This is a genomic window from Pseudoxanthomonas sacheonensis (assembly GCF_010093305.1).
In the GTDB taxonomy this organism is placed as follows: Bacteria; Pseudomonadota; Gammaproteobacteria; order Xanthomonadales; family Xanthomonadaceae; genus Pseudoxanthomonas_A; species Pseudoxanthomonas_A sacheonensis.
Window position 1 is genome coordinate 101,664 of record NZ_PDWS01000002.1, and the last position, 16,862, is coordinate 118,525.

A 16,862-nucleotide genomic window follows, 5' to 3' on the forward strand; every position below is an offset into this window, starting at 1 on the left:
GGGCACGGCGAACCCCGGCTCCGACGACCGGTGAACCGGTACAGGGACTCTCCAGTCCCTGTAGCGGGAATCACTTGACCTCGAACTCTCCCACCAGCACCGTCTCCGCCTGCTCCTTCAAGCGCATGGTGACCAGTTGCTCCCGAGCCTTGCCGCTGCCGAAATGGGTGGTGAGCTTCAGTTGCAGAGTAGTCGCACCGGTGACCAGTTGCTGGCGATCACCGAAGAAGTTGGCTTCCACCTTGTACTTGCCCGGTTTGGCGTCGCGCAACGAGAACTCTTCCGGTCCGTAGCCGCCGGTGAAGTCGTCGGACATCAATCCGCCCTGATAGGTACGCTGGTTCCCGTAGTAGCACTTCTCGCCGTTGGGATCGGTGACCCAGAGGTCCATGTCGCTGTTGTCGCTGTCCCAGCTCAGTACTACGCGCAGGTCGAGCGGCAGGTTCCTGAGCAGGCGCGGATCCACGCGACGGGTGTCCGGGCGTTGCTTCGCATTGGCGGCGATGTCGTTGAGTTCGGCCAGGGCGATCAGCTTGACTCCGTCGAAACGGCCATCCCATTGGCGTTTGACCACTTCGTACAACTGGTCGATGGCCGCCTGCGATTTTCCGACCGCCGCGTACGCCAGCCCCAGGTCGCGGAAGCTCTGGGGCTCTTCCTCGCCCAGCCGCTTGACCTGTTCGAACACGGGCACCGCCAGCGCCGGCTGCTTGGCCTGCATCAGGCGGTAGGCGAGGACGCGGAGCACGTGGCGGTTCTCCAGATCCAGTTCGGCCAGGTTCGACAGCACGCGCAGCGCCAGCGCTTGCTGGCCTTTCTGGAACAACAGGTCGGCCACGTCCAGGTAGAAGGCGGTGCTGTTGGCGTGGGAGTCGCGTTCATCCAGGTAGAGGGTGTAGATGCGGTCCTCGGGCGCGTCGCGCAGACGGCGTGCGTAGGCGGAATCCGGTTCCCAGGCTTGCAGTTCGATGCCGATGTCGCCGGTGTTGCTGCCGTTCTTCCCGCTTTCCGCAATCCCGGGTTCGCTGAGGCGGGCGCCGGTGACCTGGATACTGTCCAGGGTGCTTGCGCCGGCATAGCCTTCGGCGGCGGCGGCCGGCGCCGCCCGATCGTACGCAGGCATCGGCGCAGGCGGTGCGCTCGCTAGCGGCGCCGCCTGGGCATATGCGGCGGCCGCGACCGCAAGCGTCTCTTTCTTCTTTTCGAGTCCGCCTTTGGGCCAGTCCTTGTTCCACCACTCTATTTTCTGCTCGAAGGCAGCGGCTACCTCGTCGATGCGCTCTTTCTCCGAATCGGCCGTCTCCTTCGCCTGTTGCGATTTCAGTTCGGTGTAAACGGCCAGCAATTCCTCGGGCGGCACGATGTCGTGGGTCAGGTAGTCCTGCACGGTTTCCAGCACGATCAGCGAGGTCTCGGCGGTCACCATGCCGAACTGCTGGCCAAGGCGGCGGATGGCGGCGCGGTTGGTTTCCGGATCAACGGACAGGCCATCGATCCGATATCCGGCCCACAGCTGCGCGATGGGTCCGCTGGGGGCGGCCTGGTTCGCGTCCACGGGCATTTCCAATGCCTGCGTGCGGCCTTGGCCGTCGCAGTATTGCAACTGGAGTCTGCCGCCGTTGCCGCGCAGCCGTCCGGCGATACGGAACATGCCGTTGCGCGGAGTCGCCGATTCGTGCGCCAGCGCTTCGGCCCCGACCAATGTTTCGGAAAGCAGGCGTGGGCGTTCTTCCAGCAGAGCCTTCTTCGCTGCGTCCAGGGAGGAAGCGTCGATGGCGATCAGGTTTCCCCCGCTGGCCTCGGACCATGCGCGCAAGCGCCGGCCATCGGCATTGGCGCCTGCCGCATGCAGTGCGTAAAGGCGCTGGTTGGCGGCGACCTTGGGGAAGGATCGCGCGCCGTAGTTATCGAGGCCATCGCTGAATAGCAGGTATTCCCCGATTCCGGCCTGCGGTTTCCAATCGCTGAGATTGCTCGCGCCGTCGTAGACCGTGGCCAACAGCGATTTCTTCAATGCGGACCAGTCGCCGCCGCGTACGCTGAAATCCTCGGCCGCGTCGGCTTGATCGCGCAGGCGCACCAACGCCACTTCGATATCGCCAGCGGCCTTGAAGTATGCGTCCAGGACCGCCAGCTCGCTGGCGATGTCGCGCTTGCGTGCAGAGGCCGAACTGTCCCATAGCAGACCCATGCGCTGGGGCACTCTGCGCGGGGCCGCGGTTTCCCGCACCGGGACTTCGGCCAGGAAATAGATGTTGCCGTCGAATTCCTGCGTATAGACTTGCGGCCCTTCCGCCGCGGGCAGGCTGAGGATCAACTCGCCGCTGCCCTTGAAGCTGGCGCGACGTACGTCCGCGATCCAGCCCCTGCCCTCGCGCTGGAACCCGACCTTGCCCAACGCACCGACCGCGACCGGTTTGCCGCCGAGACCTTGCGCGGCGATCCGCAGCGAGAGCGCTTCCACGCCTGCGGCATAGCCGAGCGGCAACGACAGACGCATGCCCTTGCCTTCGCGCGGCAGGCTTTCGACGTAGCGCAGCTGCACGCGGCGGCTGCCGTTGGCGGGAATGGGAAAAATGCGCAGCTTGAAGTGATTGCCTGCAGTCTGCTCCAGCAACGCCGGATCCACCCTTTTGCGCTCGATGGCCTCGAACACCTGCCGGCCCTTGGCTTTCTCCACCGGCACCGCCGGACGCAGCTTGCCGTCGAAGTCCAGCGCGAAGCCGGTGACGTTCTGCCCATCGCGCAACGGAAAATCCAGGTTCCCTTCCAGCGGCCGCGCATTCGGATTGAAGAACACCATCTCGACCGTGGTCTGGGCCAAGCCGCCCATCACGACGGTGTCGATATCCACCGAACGCAGCACGACCGGCGTCTCGGCGCCGCTGACCTGGAGCAATGGTGGAGTTCGCGGCGCGGTGAGGTCCTGCGCAGTGCCCAATGTAGCGAAGACCACGCAGGCGAAACTTGCGATCCAGAGGAATACGGGCTTGGCGATCCTGCGCATGATTTTCTGCTTGTCCTGGGATAGGTGAGCCGACAAACGTGCGGCATGCGGAAACGGGGTTGATGGGCTACTCCGATGACGGCCCCATGCGGAGCCCACCCGGCCCTACAGAGCTTCGCGGTGTTCTACGATCAACTGGATGGCGTTGCCGCCACGGTAGTCGTCGGGCACCAGGCGATAGGCGATCCGCAAGCGGGACTCCGGCTCTTGTTCCCGCCAGCCGCCGAAATGGATGGCATTGAGAGGTTCGCGGCGGCCCTCTGCGCGCAGGACCAGCTTGAGGTGGCGTTCGCCGACCACGCGCCAGTCGATCACTTCGAACACGCCATCGAACAGTGGCTCGCCATAGCCCTGCCCCCACGGCCCGCCGTTGCGCAGCGCCTCGGCATTGGCTGCGGCGAACTCCTCCGCCGACAGTTCGCCGTCGCTGAGCAGTTCCGCATGCAGCATGGCCGGATCCATCATCGCTTCGGCCTGTTCGCGGAAGGCGGCCTGGAAGCGGGCGAATTCGCTTTCTTCCAGACTGAGCCCCGCCGCCATCGCGTGACCGCCGAACTTGCCCATCAATCCCGGATGCGCGGTATCCACATTGGCCAGCGCGTCGCGGATGTGGAAGCCGGGAATGGACCGCGCCGAGCCGCGCAGGCTGCTGCTACCGGGTTCCGAGGGCGCAAAAGCGATCACCGGACGATGCAGCTTCTCCTTCATCTTCGATGCCACCAGGCCGACCACGCCCGGATGCCATTCCGCATCGAAAAGGCACACGGCGATCGGCGTTCGCAGGTCGCCCTGGCTCTCGATCCGTTCCAGGGCGGCTTCGGCTTCGTCCACCATCTGCTGCTGCACGCCACGGCGTTCTGCGTTGATGCCGTTCAATATCTCAGCGAGCTCATGGGCCTGGGTGGCGTCGTCGCTGAGCAGGCATTCGATGCCGATGGCCATGTCTTCCAGGCGCCCGGCGGCATTGAGCCGGGGCCCGATGGCAAAGCCGATGTCTGCGGCCGTCAGCCGAGCAGCCTCGCGGCCGGACACCTCGATGAGCGCGCGCAGTCCGGCGCATCCCTGACCCGCGCGCAGCCGTCGCAGTCCGGCGCCGACCAGGGCACGATTGTTGACGTCCAGCGGGACCAGATCCGCTAGGGCGCGGCGCCCGTCTGGACACTTTTTCGGTAGCTGTCGAAATTTAGGCAACCTCGCCTGTGGATTCGAAACAGAGCCGAACACTTCAGATATTCCTTGGGTTGTGCACTTTTGGCCAGGGTCCATCGTGCGAGGAGATGCTAGCTAACAACTTGCACCAACCCTACCAGCCGTGTGACTCCGTCGGAAGCGGACACAAAACAGACTTCGGCGCAGCCCCCGAGGGGCTGCCGATATCCGCCTGAAAGGAGCAATAAACCCAAGGATATGCCTTTAATATCAATTAGTTACTTGATACTAGCTGCCATAGTTGCTGCCCTGATTACGTTCGCCAAGGCTCAGGTGTGAGATCAGACGCTGCGTGATACAGCGGCAGACGATAGGTCCCGAATAGCCGCCGAAGCCGGCCCCAGTCGCGCCCTAGGAAGAGCCAGCGGAAATCTTCGTCGAATTGAAACTCCGAACGGAATGGATAGGTCGGCCTGTCATTGTCCACTCCTTCCAGAAGATCGAACCCATCTAGCGCAAGCACGCTGATCGCAGGCGCATCCTTCCGCTTCCGCCTACCCTCAAAGCCACATAGCCGCTCGGTTACCCTGCCAAGGAGTTCGGCAGGCGCAGGACGCAGATCAATGATCTCCGTCGCAACTCCTCTTGCACCTGCCGCACGCGTAACTGCAGCGAGCACTGCTTTGGCGCACAAATCGTCTGGGCAAGCCAAAAACGCCGGTGTTCGGAAACTCGGAAACAACGCATGTACGAATTCCGAGGCAACCTGTTCGGCGAGAACTTCACCTTCGCGTAGCGAGGTCATTTACTGCAGCCCCTGCGGACCAAGACCTATCCGCTCGCCCATGGCGCGCACATAGAACGGTTCGAGGCTGGCATCCTTTAACCAACCCGGGAGATCACCAGGCTCAAAAGCAGTCAGGTCGACGGTGGTTCGAAGCGCTCGGCAGTGCGGCTGCAATTCCGTCGTAGTGGCACGGGCGACACGCTCGGCATCTTTCGCTGGCACAGAGACGGCAACCAACAGTCCTCGCTGTTCGGAGCCATAGGGCGCACCGATGCCAGCCAGATAAGCCGCCTCGACACAATCCAGACCCGCGTAGAGCGCAATCAACCGGTCGACTAACCAAGTAGGCCAATCGCTGGAAGCCCCTATCCAAAGCTGCTGACCGCCCGTGTCGATCCGCTCGACGATGGCCACCTCTCCATGATCGAGCAGCGCAGCGATTTCTTCGGGATACAGCGTACAACCTACCTCGTTTGGGTTGAGCATCAGTGTCGCACCCCGTGTCCATTCGAATAGTTGACGTCCGGTTAGCACCAAGACAGTCGCTGCAGACCCGGCCGCTGTTCTGGCCTGCGATTCTTCGGTGAAGAATGGCAACACGGTCAGACCTTCGGGCGTTGTGAACTGGATGAAGCGCAGACGTTCACCACGACGACCACTGCGTGGCGTGTGAGCGTAGACCGTTGCATCCAGCAGCGCACGGAAAAAGGCCGGTTCCGCCGACTTGTCGGCGAGTGCCTCATGCATCAGCCTGGCGAGTTCGTCTGCAGGAATCACGCGTGTTCGTTGGGCTCGGTTAGACTAAGGAATACTTAGTCTAACCGGATTGTATGCCTCCGCGCCCATGCCTGGAAGCAAGCCCACGCCTCGGGCGCGACCGTGCGCGCCCCTTTCCCGACGCGCACTACTTGCGCACTATTTTGGTGATGGTGCCATCCATACCGGTCGAGGTGAGCTCGAAGTTAACCTGATCGCCCTGCTTCAGGGCGGTCAGGTCCACCTCGGGCGCCTTGAAGGTCATGGTCATCGCCGGCCACTTCAGAGCATCGATTGGTCCATGAGCGATCGTGATCGTCTTCGCAGCGGTGTCGACCGCCTCGACCGTGCCGCTGGCCGACGCCATGGTAGCCGCCGATGCCATTTCCGGCATGGGCATCGATTCGTTGGAAGCTGATGCCGCCGTGGATGCTTTCGATTCTGCAGGCATTTCCGCATGATTCGTCGACGCGGGGGCATTCGCATCCCCCGAAGGCGACGAGCAGGCGGTCAGCAGTGCAAGGGTGAGTACGAGGGTGGGCATTTTCATGGGTTCTCCTTGGGCTAGATGATGAGTGCAAAAAAGGGACCACCTACGCAGCTGCCAGTGCCCAGGTGGTCATACTTCGTCAGCAAGGGCAATTGCGGTCGCCCTCTTGTGTAGCAGCGGTCCTATCCGTGGTGATGACGCGGTCGTAGCGCTTCGCGGCGCCATCCACCAGTTCAGCGGTCACACACGAGTCCTCGGTGACGGTGACGCGTGCGTGGCCGATGGTTTTGTATAGCGTGGCACCGCTGCTCTTGTAGGGGACGAAGCCGCGCTGGATCGCCAGCGACGTGCCGACATCCGGTGCCGGCGTGTGCTTGAAGCACACCTGGAGCTGATGATCGGCGATCTGGTGGACCGAGCCGACTGGGGCTCGCTCACGCGGCGCGGCCGCAGCAGCGATCGGGAGCAGCAGGCTGATGGCGAGCGATGTTAGATGCAGTTTCATGGGAACCTCCTGATAAGTCAGAGGGAGTGGCACGCCGGGCACCAAACGGGGCGCTCGCCGTGGCCGGTCATGTCGGCAACGCCGACGAAGAAAGTGAGCTGGGACGTGATTGGCGTGATCGCCGCAAGCGACGCCGCTGCAGCAACCGGTACGCGGCCGGAATCACGAGCATCGAGAGCAACGGCGCACTGAGCATGCCGCCGACCATCGGCGCAGCAATGCGCTGCATGACTTCCGAGCCGGCGCCGCTTCCGATCAGGATCGGGAACAGACCGGCCAGGATCACGGCTACGGTCATCGCCTTTGGTCGCACGCGTTGCACGGCGCCTTCGCGGATCGCGGCGTCGAGTTCCGCCTCGCCCGCGCTCGGATTCGCGGCGAGTTGGCGTTCCCACGCGTGGCGCAGGTACAGCAACATGATGATGCCGAACTCGGCGGCGACGCCGGCCAGGGCGATGAAGCCGATCAGCGTGGCGACCGATACGGCATGGCCCATGCCCCAGATCAGCCACAAGCCCCCGACCAATGCGAGTGGCAGGCTGAGCATGATGATCGCGGCCTCCGACACGCGTCGAAACACCAAGTAAATCAGGCCGAAGATGATTACCAACGTCGCGGGAACCACCACGCGCAGCCGCTCACTGGCACGTTTGAGGTACTCGTACTGGCCGGACCAACCCACGGCGTATCCGGCTGGCATCGGCACCTGCTTTGCGACCGCACGTTGCAGATCGGTCACCACCGAGCCGAGATCGCGTCCAGCCACATCCACGTAAACATAATTGCTGAGGCGAGCGTTATCGCTGCGCAACATCGGCGGGCCTTCGCTGAAGCTCAGCTCGGCGACCTGTCCCAACGTCAGCTGCACACCACTTGGCGCGAGCAAAGGCAACTGCGCGAGTGCGGCCGGCGAGTCGCGGATCGTGCGTGGATAGCGCACCACCACCGGGTAGCGTTCGCGGCCCTGGATGGTCTCCGCGACCGGTTCTCCACCCACCACCGTCGCAATCAACCGCTGCACATCGGCCTGGCTTAAGCCGTACCGGGCGGCCATATCGGGCCGCACCTTCACGTCGATGTAGCGACCACCCGCGATGCGTTCGGCCAGCGCCGAACTCACGCCGGGCACGGTGCGTGCAACCCGTTCGATGCGATCGCTCAACTGCGCCAGCACCGCAACGTCGGGCCCCGAGACCTTGATGCCGATCGGGCTCTTGATGCCGGTGGCCAGCATGTCGATGCGGTTGCGGATGGGCGGCACGAACAGGTTCGTCAGCCCCGGCACCTTGACTGCGCGGTCAAGTTCCTCGCGCAGCTTCTCGGGTGTCATCCCCGGCCGCCATTGGCTGCGCGGCTTGAAGGTGATCGTCGTCTCGAACATCTCCAGCGGTGCCGGGTCGGTGGCGGTCTCAGCCCGGCCCGCCTTGCCAAACACGTGGTCCACTTCGGGCACGGTCTTGAGCATGCGGTCAGTCTGTTGCAGCAACTGCGATGCCTTGCCAGCAGACAAGCCGGGCAATGCCGATGGCATGTATAGCAGCGTGCCTTCCTCCAGGGGCGGCATGAACTCACTGCCAAGACGTAAGAGCGGAATCAGGCTAACCAGCAGCACGACACCGGCCAGCGCCAATGTCAGTTTCGGGAAACGCAGCACTGCATCCAGCACCGGCCGATACAGCGCGATCAGGATGCGATTGAGCGGGTTGTCTTTCTCGGATCGGATATGGCCGCGGATCAGGTAGCCCATCAGTACCGGAATCAGGGTGATGGACAGGCCCGCCGCAGCGGCCATGGCATAAGTCTTGGTGTAGGCCAGCGGTGAGAACAACCGTCCTTCCTGCGCCTGCAAGGCGAACACCGGCACGAACGACAGCGTGATCACCAGCAGACTGACGAACAGCGCCGGACCGACCTCGCTGGCGGAAACCGCCATCAGCTCCCAGCGCTCGGCGCCCTCGGGTTCACGGTGGTGCTCGTCGCGGAAATGCTCGAGGTGCTTGTGCGCGTTCTCGATCATCACCACCGCGGCATCGACCATCGCGCCAATCGCGATCGCGATGCCACCGAGCGATAGCAGGTTCGCGGTGATGCCCTGCATGTGCATGACGATGAAGGCCGCGAGCACGCCCAAGGGCAAGGTGATCACCGCCACCAAGGAGGAGCGTACGTGCCACAGGAACAGCGCACACACCAGGGCGACGACAAGGAATTCCTCGCCGAGCTTGCGAGTGAGGTTGCGCACGGCTTCGAGGATCAATTCGGAGCGGTCATAGGTCGGCACGATTTCGACACCGGCCGGCAGGCTTCCCTTCAGGTCCTGCAGCTTGGCCTTGACGGCTTCGATCGCGGCCAAAGCGTTCTTGCCCGAACGCAGAATGATCACGCCGCCGGCGACTTCGCCTTCGCCATCGAGTTCGGTGATGCCGCGGCGCAAGGCCGGTCCGCGTTGCACCATCGCCACATCCTGCAGTAGCACCGGCACGCCGTCGTTGCCGGTCGTCACAGGGACGCGCTCGAAATCGGCGCGCGTACGCAGATAGCCTTCGCTGCGTACCATGAACTCGGCTTCGCCCTGCTCGATCACCGAGCCGCCAGTGGCGCCGTTGGCGGACTGAATGGCTTCGACGAGTTGGTTGATGGTGAGGCCGCGCGCCGCCAGCGCCTGCGGATTTGGCACGATTTGCCAGGCTTGGACCATGCCGCCGACGCTTGCGACTTCGGCCACGTCGGGCACGGTCTTGAGGTCGTAGCGCAGAAACCAGTCCTGTAAGGCGCGCAGCTGCCCCAGGTCGTGCTTGCCGGTGCGATCGACGAGCGCGTACTCATAGATCCAGCCAAGACCCGTGGCATCCGGCCCGATCGCCGGACTGACCTGCGCCGGCAAGCGATCACGTACCTGGCTCAGATACTCGAGCACGCGCGAGCGTGCCCAGTACAAGTCGGTCTTGTCGTCGAACAGCACGTAGACGAACGAGTCGCCGAAGAACGAGAAGCCACGCACCGCCTTGACGCCCGGCACCGACAGCATCGTTGTGGTCAAGGGATAGGTGACCTGGTCTTCGACGATGCGCGGCGTCTGCCCGGGCCATTCGGTGCGGATGATGACCTGCGTATCCGACAGGTCGGGCAAGGCATCGAGCGGCGTGTGCAATACCGACCAGATGCCGGCCGCTGCCAGCGCAATGGCAGCCACCAGCACAAATAGCCGGTTAGCGATAGAGGCGCGAATGATGCGGGCGATCATGGCTGCCGTCCCGCCGCAGGCACATCACGAATGGTGCAATCCGGGTTCGCCTCGGGCGCGAACTTGGGCACCAACTGCATGTCCATGTAGGGCGACTTGCCGGGTTTGTCGAAGTGCTTGTCCGGCACCATCGGGTCATACCAATAGGTCACTGGGCATTGCCGTGCCTTGGGTGACGCGGTGACCGCTGGTGTTGCAACGGCTGGGGGCGCCTTCTTCTTGGGCGGTACTACGGGTGGCGCCGGGCGCGCGGGCGCAGCCTGCGGCGGCATCGCCATGTCTGGCATACCGGGCATGACATCGCTCGGCATGTTCGCTTCTTCATCACCCGCACCGGCATTGAGGCGTTCGAGTGCGCCTGACAGGTTCGCTTCGGAATCGATCAGGAACTGCCCCGAGGCCACCACCTTCTCGCCACCTTTCAGCCCCGCGAGAATTTCAGTCATGCCGTCACCACTGCGACCGGTCTGCACGCGCACGGGATGGAACATGTCGTCGGCGCCGAGCACGATCACGCGAGCCTGCGCACCCGCTCCGATCAACGCGTCCGTCGGTACCAGCGGCCGTTCGATACTCGCAGTTGGCTGCAAGGTGATCTGCGCGAACATGCCCGGTGCCAGGAGACCGTCCGGGTTGTCCAGAACGATGCGGGCCCGTTGGGTGCGGCTACTCATGTCCACTTGCGGCAGCAAGGTTTCCACGCGGCCGTGGAAGGCCTCGCCTGGCAATGCGTCGACAGCCGCTTCCACCAACGTACCCGTCGCGATGCCCGCAGTGCCCGCTTGCGGAATCGACGCTTCGAGCCAGACCGTCCGGGTACCGTTGACGCGGAACAGCAGCGTGCCTATCGGCGCCGACTGCCCTTCGCGCACGCCGATTTCGCTGACGACGCCGGTCACGGGTGAGGTCAAGGTGAGTCGTCCGCGCTGCCCCGCACCACTGCCCGCGGGCAGACCCAACGCACGCAACCGTTCGTGGGCGGCGGATTGCAAACCTCGTGCGGCGGCGGAGCGAGCTCCACCTAACGCTCGCGCTTCGGCAATCGCAGTGTTCCAACTTGGCGCGATGATGCTGGCCAGGGGTTGCCCCGCGCGCACCGGCTCAAACGGGGCACGCACGTGCAAGCGCTCGACGATGGCGTCGACTCGCGCACTGACGATGCGTTCCTGACGCAGGTCCCAGCCAATGGTGCCCGGCACGCGGACGGCTGCCGTCAGTCGGCCAGGCTTGACCACCACCGTGCGGATGCCGAGGTTCTGGCGCACGCCCGGTGCAACGGCAACGCCGCCGGCCGTCGCCTCGTCGGCGTACTTCGGCACCAGTTGCATGTCCATGAAGGGCGACTTGCCAGGCTTGTCGAAGTGTTGGTCGGGCACCATCGGGTCGTACCAATAGAGCGCCTTGCGTTCGGCGGACTGCGGGCTCGAGGTGTCGGCGGCGGATGAACTCCCGTGAGTGCGCCCCCACCAGTAACCGAGGCCGACGGCGGCCACCAGCGCAAGGGAAACAGCAGCAGTGACCACGCTGCGACGAGTGGTATTCATGGCTGCATCTCCGAGGGCAACAGGAAGGCCAGCGCGGCCCAGGCACGTCCGAGTTCACCCAGGTGTTCGGCGTGCGCGAGGTGCACATCGAGTTCGTCACGTCTGGCGTTGAGCCACGGCTGCAGTTCGCCGCCGGCGCGATACGCGGCGAGCGTCGTCGCACTGCGGTCCTGCGCGAGCGGCAACAGGGAGTGCTCATGCAGGGCGACCTGGCGCTTCAGCCCTTCCCATCGAGCGAGATCCGCGCGAATGCGCGCCGCTTCCTGGCGACGCAGGTCTTCGCGGGTCGCCAACGCGGCCTGATAGTCCGCTTCCCGGGCTGCGATGCCACGATCCTGCCGGTTACGCGAGAACAGCGGCAAGCCGATGCCCACTTCGAACATGATCATGTCGCTGCGACCACCGGCACGCTGGCCATAGGACGCACCCACGCTCCAGTCCGGATGCTTGTCGGCGCGGGCGACATCGATCGCAGCTGCGGCGGTTTCGAGCTGAGCGGTGGCGGGAAGCAACGGCCCTACCCGATTCACCTCTGCCAGCAATCGGGCTTCGGATACAGGCAGCGAGTCAAAGTTCGGGGCTTGATCGGCAACCTCGACCGGCGCGTCGCCCAGCCAGCGCGCCAGCCCGGCTTGTGCCGCCAGCTTCTCGGCACGGGCGGCCTCGATGCGGTTGTCGAGTTCCAGCAGTGCGGCCTCGGTGGCGAGTGCGTCGCTCACCGGTTCGCCACCGCTCGCCACGCGTGCCTTCGACACCTTCGCCGCCAGCGCGGCTTGCTCACGCAGCTTCTGCAGCGCCGTCAATTGGCGCTGCGCGGCCCACACGGCGATCCAGGCTTCGGCCGTGGCGCGGCGCACGGCCAGCACTTCGGCGTCTGCTTGCGCCTGCGCTTCGTCGATCTGGCGCGCGGCGAAGGACTGACGCGCTGAACGCTTGGCCCGCGAGGGAATCTCTTGCCGCAGCCCGATCTTCTTCATGGTCATGTCGTCGGCGCGCGTATCGAAGGCATCGCTTCCGGTGACTGGCAGGTTGTCGATGCCGACCATCAGCATTGGATCAGGCAAGGCGCCGGCGCGGGCTGCTTCTTCTTGCGCGGCCAACACACCGGAGCGGCGGGCATCGAGCATCGGCGCACGCTCGCTGGCCAGACGGATGGCTTCCGGCAGCGTGAGCTTATGGGATGCGGCCAAAGCCGCAAATGGCGTCGCCAGCACGGCCACGCACAAGGTCCGGACCAACGCACACTTAAGTGCGGCCCAGGACCGACAACGATCAAAACGGGAGTTCATGACGCCTCCGAAACGGACATGGCCGCGCGCACGGCGCATCGGCGCCGGCGCGGATTCGCTACGTCGTTTCGGGGGCTAGATCAGAAGACTGCAGAAACGCAGCCGTGGGGGCGGATCGGATCGGGCGATCGGCACGTCAGCCTGGATGGTGACGTGGGATACAGGTTGCACGTAGACCGGCGCCAGGATGAGCGCCGGCAACGCAAGCGGTGGCACCGATAGCTTGGCGGTGTCGGTAGTAACTGTGTGATCAGGATTACAGTGCTTCTGACAAAGAAGCGGATTGTCCTTGTCGTGCTGCTGGGCCATGCCCATCTCGGCGCAAGGCTCCGCCATCGCCATGGTCTGGGCGGACATCTGCTCCATCGGGCACAGATACGCCGCCAGCGCCGCCTGCTGGAACAGCAGGCAGACGATCACCAGGACGGCGATCTGTAGGCGGTGGCGGGCGCGCCGGGTCATGGGCGGGATGGTACTCCTCTGGCGGCGAGCAAGCCGAATAGTCCATAGACGCGGTTTAGCGCGGCGAGTTCCCAACATCCGGTGGCCAACCGACTACCCACAGCACGGCCTTTGCTGCTGGATGGGCGGACACGGCACCGTGCCGTAGGAGCAGAAAACACAGCAGTCGCCCGGTTCGGGCTTCAGCAGCTCGCCACAGGCCGTGCACTCGTAGAAGAACTGGCACGCCGTCGTCGGCATGGTCTCGACGGCCTGGTGACCGCATTGCGGACACGTCAGCGTGCTCTGCAACTGCAACTCAGCCACCGTTGGCCCTCGCCTTGGCCGGGAAGCCTGCCTCGGAGATCGCACGCGCGATAGCTGGCACGTTGGTGCGATCGGCATCGAAGTCCACGGTGACAGTAGCCGCCTTGGTGTCGACTTGTGCCTTGGAAACGCCGGGCACCTTGTCCAGGGCCTTTTCGATCGTGATGCTGCACGCCGGGCAGGTCATGTTTTCAACATCGAGGACGGCCTTCTTCGGCGTCGCGGCCCACGCCATGCCCGTCCACAAGATCATCAACCCAACAATCCACTGGCGCATCGTTCGTCTCCTACATGAACCAAGCTACGTAATACGGGAAGAGCAGCAGCAGCGCGATCACGACGGTTGCCATCCAGAGCCAACGCCGGCGGCGGCGCAGCCCGCCTGGATCAATGCAAGCTCCGTCCGTTCGACAGCGGGAGGCAGGACCGTACAGACTCCAAAATGCCCAGCCAAGGCACGCCAACGTGGCCACGCTGAACCAAGGTCGCCAGGCATCCAGCGCGGTGAGGTTGGCAATCCACGCGCCGCTGACGCCCAGCAGCACCAGAACCAGCGGCACCACACAGCACACGGACGCCGCGATGGCGGCAAAACTCGCCGCAACGATGGCTGGCAGGGAGGATTTGGCGGGGAGGTTGGCCATGAGCGCATACTACGGTCTGTACCTGGGTACGGAGTCAAGCCATGGCCGAGAGCGCCCTCACCATCAGCAAACTGGCGGCATCGGCCGGCGTGCATGTCGAAACCGTGCGCTACTACCAGCGCCGCCGGCTGTTGCCGGAACCCCAACGGCCCTTGGGCGGCTTCCGCCACTACGGACCAGCCGATGTCACCCGTCTTCAATTCATCCGGCGAGCCCAAGCGATGGGATTTACCCTGGATGAAATTGCCGGCCTGCTGGAACTCAAGGGCAAGCGGGCCTGTGAGCAAACGCGTCGACTGACCGAACTCAAACTGGTCGATGTTCGCGAACGACTCGATGCGTTACATCGGCTGGAAGTCGATCTTATGAACCTCATCGCTGAATGCAGTCAGGCGCCTGGCGGCGAGTCGTGTCCGACCCTGGACCGTCTAGAGCATGCGACGGAGCACTCGGACAAGCGCGGTCGATGCGCCGCGATAGCCGATTAGGCATGACCATGTGCATCGTCACATGGCGTCATTTCGACTTGCAGCGTCGCGTGGTGAATGCTGAACCGCTCCTCCAGTGCAGCGGCCAGTGAGCGCCGGACTTGTTCTCCATCGCCCCCATCGCGCAACACGATATGCGCCGTCAGCACCGGCTCCTTGGAGCCCAAGGCCCAGGCATGCAGGTCATGAACCGCGATGACGTTGGGGTGCGACAGCATCATGGTGCGGACCTCGTCCAACTCCAGGCCATGCGGCACGCCTTGCATCAGCACCTGACCAGCTTCCCGCAACAATGTCCACGTACGCGGCAGCACCCAAAGTCCGATGAGGACTGCGATGATGGGGTCGGCCACCGTCCATCCGGTGAACTTGATCACCAACGCGCCGACGATGACACCGACGGAACCCAGCATGTCGCTCCAGACTTCCAGATAGGCGCCCTTGACGTTGAGGCTGGTGCCGCTGCCCGCCTTGAGTAGGCGCATCGAGATCAGATTGATGACCAGGCCAATCGCAGCGATCACCAGCATGCCGCTCGAGGCGACTTCCGGCGGATCGCGAAAGCGGCCGACGGCCTCCCACAGGATGTAGCCGGCGACCAGGAACAGCAGGCCACCATTGATCATCGCGCCTATGGCTTCCATCCGCGCATAGCCATACGTGCGCTTGGCGTCGGGTGGTCGTCGGCTCAAACGCACAGCGAACAACGAGATTGCCAGCGCAATGACATCTGTGCCCATGTGAGCGGCATCGGACAGCAATGCCAGGCTATTGGTAATCAATCCACCGATGACCTCCGCAATCAGGAACGCGGTAGTTAAGCCAAAGGCCCACCACAATGGCTGTTCGTGCTTTATCTCGCCGGTGCCGTGATCGTGTCCTGCGCCCATAAGAAGTCTCCCGTAATCGAATCGATGGTTCGAACGCGTTATTCGGTCTGCGGACTCGTTCCGAGCATTGCCCGCATCAGTGCGGGCAATCGCCGGATGTGGCGAACAAGCAGTGCTACCGCCAGCGCGAGATACACCCAGGCCAAGGCCGTCAGCACGGCGATCTCGCGCTCGGGCGTGGCCTGGTAGAAGAAGGCCAGCCCGAGTTGCGTCACGAACAGACTCGCCAAGGCCAATGCCCCCCAGAGGCTAAGCCGCAGCGGCAACAGCAGCGCCAGCGCGAACACGGATTGCGCCGCCGTCAGGAAGAACTCCTCGTGCTGGCGCGCATCCAGCGGAAGCGACATCACTCGCCCAGCGCCGATGCTCATCGCGATCGGCAACATGCCGACCAACAGCGTCCACTGGTTGATCTTGTCACTGATCATGGTGGTGAGGCCGGCACGGGCGCGGCCATCAAGGGCGAACAGGATGGCGATGGTGACCGCTGGCGCTTCGCTGGCCAGCGGTGCCAGCCACTGGACTACAAGGAACTCGTCGATGCCTAGACGACGACCTGAAGCCACCAGCGATTCGGCGAAGGGTTCGGCCGCCAGCAGGATGACACCGGCCGCCACCACACTCATCGCCGCCATCACCGTCCAGCGCTTGGCGGGCGTCAACTGCGCGATCACCGCGCCTGGGCCCGGTTCTTCGTCTTCCTCTTCCTCTTCGTTCTCCGCGCGCGAGGTGCGCCACAGGTACAGGCAGAACAAGACGCCCAGCACGAGAAAGTCGATTATGCCAATGCTGTTCTTCAGCAAGATGATGAAGGCATACGCGCTGGCTAGGGCGAGGAAAACGATCTCGACCGAGTTTTCGTACTGCAGCACGATTCCTCGCTGTCGCGAACGCCACCAATGCAGGCCCACCAGCAGCGGCCAGGCCAGGCCGATCAGCAGACGATTGGCGCCTGTCATGTTCGCTGCGGCGTAGGCGACGTAACCCGAGGCCGGATCCTGCCCGGCGCGATAGGCGTAGTAGAAGTCGACCGCGTATTCGGGCAGCACTGTAATCAACGCAACCACCGCCAGCACGAAACCGGTGGCGATGTATTTTTCCGCCGCTTCGGCACCCCATGACAACAGGAAGCCCGCTGCCAGGATCGCAAGACCAAACAGCACCGCATCACCCAGCGCACCCGCGCTACCGCTGGTGATGCGCAGATACGTGGCGGGCAGGACGGCCGCTACTGCGGCGCTCACGGGAACGACGAATTCGCGAATGCCGTTATGGAGGCGAGTCATGCGCGGCTTCTCCTT

Annotated in this window: 14 protein-coding genes and 1 pseudogene; 1 reads left to right on the forward strand and 14 read right to left on the reverse strand. The window is 63.9% G+C overall.

Features of this window, described 5'->3' with window-relative positions:
- Positions 1–70 precede the first annotated feature (70 nt).
- From CSC73_RS02420 to CSC73_RS02475, 12 genes and pseudogenes are all read right to left on the reverse strand, one after another.
- Positions 71–3,007 carry a VIT domain-containing protein gene (locus tag CSC73_RS02420; RefSeq protein ID WP_163838870.1) on the reverse strand — a complete coding sequence of 979 codons (2,937 nt, stop codon included), beginning with the start codon at positions 3,005–3,007 and terminating at the stop codon, positions 71–73.
- Between the two features lie 105 nt (positions 3,008–3,112).
- A pseudogene (locus tag CSC73_RS02425) lies at positions 3,113–4,147 on the reverse strand (DHHA1 domain-containing protein); the annotation flags it as partial.
- Positions 4,148–4,961: 814 nt separating this feature from the next.
- On the reverse strand, positions 4,962–5,720 hold the full coding sequence (locus tag CSC73_RS02430; protein WP_130522582.1) for an SseB family protein: 759 nt from the start codon (positions 5,718–5,720) through the stop codon (positions 4,962–4,964).
- A gap of 127 nt (positions 5,721–5,847) precedes the next feature.
- A complete protein-coding gene (locus CSC73_RS02435) occupies positions 5,848–6,249 on the reverse strand; it encodes a copper-binding protein (RefSeq protein ID WP_234852496.1) in 402 nt (133 codons plus the stop codon).
- Between the two features lie 79 nt (positions 6,250–6,328).
- Entirely contained in the window at positions 6,329–6,694 is a 366-nt protein-coding gene (locus CSC73_RS02440) for a hypothetical protein (RefSeq protein WP_130522583.1), read from the reverse strand.
- 67 nt (positions 6,695–6,761) lie between these two features.
- Entirely contained in the window at positions 6,762–9,938 is a 3,177-nt protein-coding gene (locus CSC73_RS02445) for an efflux RND transporter permease subunit (RefSeq protein WP_130522584.1), read from the reverse strand.
- A complete protein-coding gene (locus CSC73_RS18420) occupies positions 9,935–11,482 on the reverse strand; it encodes an efflux RND transporter periplasmic adaptor subunit (RefSeq protein ID WP_130522585.1) in 1,548 nt (515 codons plus the stop codon). The genes CSC73_RS02445 and CSC73_RS18420 overlap by 4 nt, the downstream gene beginning before the upstream one ends.
- On the reverse strand, positions 11,479–12,702 hold the full coding sequence (locus CSC73_RS02455) for a TolC family protein (RefSeq protein ID WP_234852498.1): 1,224 nt from the start codon (positions 12,700–12,702) through the stop codon (positions 11,479–11,481). The genes CSC73_RS18420 and CSC73_RS02455 overlap by 4 nt, the downstream gene beginning before the upstream one ends.
- Before the next feature lie 144 nt (positions 12,703–12,846).
- Positions 12,847–13,233, reverse strand: coding sequence for a hypothetical protein (locus CSC73_RS02460; RefSeq protein WP_130522587.1), 387 nt, complete (start codon positions 13,231–13,233; stop codon positions 12,847–12,849).
- Between the two features lie 93 nt (positions 13,234–13,326).
- Positions 13,327–13,617: a GDCCVxC domain-containing (seleno)protein gene (locus CSC73_RS18425; RefSeq protein ID WP_484573146.1), complete on the reverse strand. Its 291-nt coding sequence runs from the start codon at positions 13,615–13,617 to the stop codon at positions 13,327–13,329.
- Positions 13,532–13,816, reverse strand: a complete 285-nt coding sequence (locus tag CSC73_RS02470; RefSeq protein ID WP_130522589.1) for a heavy-metal-associated domain-containing protein — start codon at positions 13,814–13,816, stop codon at positions 13,532–13,534. The genes CSC73_RS18425 and CSC73_RS02470 overlap by 86 nt, the downstream gene beginning before the upstream one ends.
- Before the next feature lie 10 nt (positions 13,817–13,826).
- Positions 13,827–14,183 (reverse strand): mercuric transporter MerT family protein, encoded by a 357-nt coding sequence (locus CSC73_RS02475; RefSeq protein ID WP_130522590.1) that lies wholly within the window; start codon positions 14,181–14,183, stop codon positions 13,827–13,829.
- Between the two features lie 41 nt (positions 14,184–14,224).
- Between CSC73_RS02475 and CSC73_RS02480 the strand changes: the two genes are divergently transcribed.
- The gene (locus CSC73_RS02480) at positions 14,225–14,671 is read left to right on the forward strand and encodes a MerR family transcriptional regulator (protein WP_130522591.1); all 447 of its coding nucleotides are present in this window, start codon (positions 14,225–14,227) and stop codon (positions 14,669–14,671) included.
- On the opposite strand, the gene CSC73_RS02485 is transcribed toward CSC73_RS02480, so the two are convergent.
- Both CSC73_RS02485 and CSC73_RS02490 read right to left on the reverse strand, forming a co-directional pair.
- Positions 14,668–15,561 carry a cation diffusion facilitator family transporter gene (locus CSC73_RS02485; protein WP_130522592.1) on the reverse strand — a complete coding sequence of 298 codons (894 nt, stop codon included), beginning with the start codon at positions 15,559–15,561 and terminating at the stop codon, positions 14,668–14,670. The two genes, CSC73_RS02480 and CSC73_RS02485, sit on opposite strands and share 4 nt — an antisense overlap.
- 38 nt (positions 15,562–15,599) lie before the next feature.
- The gene (locus CSC73_RS02490; RefSeq protein WP_162456371.1) at positions 15,600–16,847 is read right to left on the reverse strand and encodes a sodium:proton exchanger; all 1,248 of its coding nucleotides are present in this window, start codon (positions 16,845–16,847) and stop codon (positions 15,600–15,602) included.
- Positions 16,848–16,862 lie beyond the last annotated feature (15 nt).

Coding starts and splice junctions, on each gene's coding strand:
- CSC73_RS02420 (WP_163838870.1), bottom strand. CDS start 3,007: ATGCGCAGGATCGCCAAGCCCGTATTCCTCTGGATCGCAAGTTTCGCC.
- CSC73_RS02435 (WP_234852496.1), bottom strand. CDS start 6,249: ATGAAAATGCCCACCCTCGTACTCACCCTTGCACTGCTGACCGCCTGC.
- CSC73_RS02440 (WP_130522583.1), bottom strand. CDS start 6,694: ATGAAACTGCATCTAACATCGCTCGCCATCAGCCTGCTGCTCCCGATC.
- CSC73_RS02445 (WP_130522584.1), bottom strand. CDS start 9,938: ATGATCGCCCGCATCATTCGCGCCTCTATCGCTAACCGGCTATTTGTG.
- CSC73_RS18420 (WP_130522585.1), bottom strand. CDS start 11,482: ATGAATACCACTCGTCGCAGCGTGGTCACTGCTGCTGTTTCCCTTGCG.
- CSC73_RS02460 (WP_130522587.1), bottom strand. CDS start 13,233: ATGACCCGGCGCGCCCGCCACCGCCTACAGATCGCCGTCCTGGTGATC.
- CSC73_RS18425 (WP_484573146.1), bottom strand. CDS start 13,617: ATGCCGATCGCACCAACGTGCCAGCTATCGCGCGTGCGATCTCCGAGG.
- CSC73_RS02470 (WP_130522589.1), bottom strand. CDS start 13,816: ATGCGCCAGTGGATTGTTGGGTTGATGATCTTGTGGACGGGCATGGCG.
- CSC73_RS02475 (WP_130522590.1), bottom strand. CDS start 14,183: ATGGCCAACCTCCCCGCCAAATCCTCCCTGCCAGCCATCGTTGCGGCG.
- CSC73_RS02480 (WP_130522591.1), top strand. CDS start 14,225: ATGGCCGAGAGCGCCCTCACCATCAGCAAACTGGCGGCATCGGCCGGC.
- CSC73_RS02485 (WP_130522592.1), bottom strand. CDS start 15,561: ATGGGCGCAGGACACGATCACGGCACCGGCGAGATAAAGCACGAACAG.
- CSC73_RS02490 (WP_162456371.1), bottom strand. CDS start 16,847: ATGACTCGCCTCCATAACGGCATTCGCGAATTCGTCGTTCCCGTGAGC.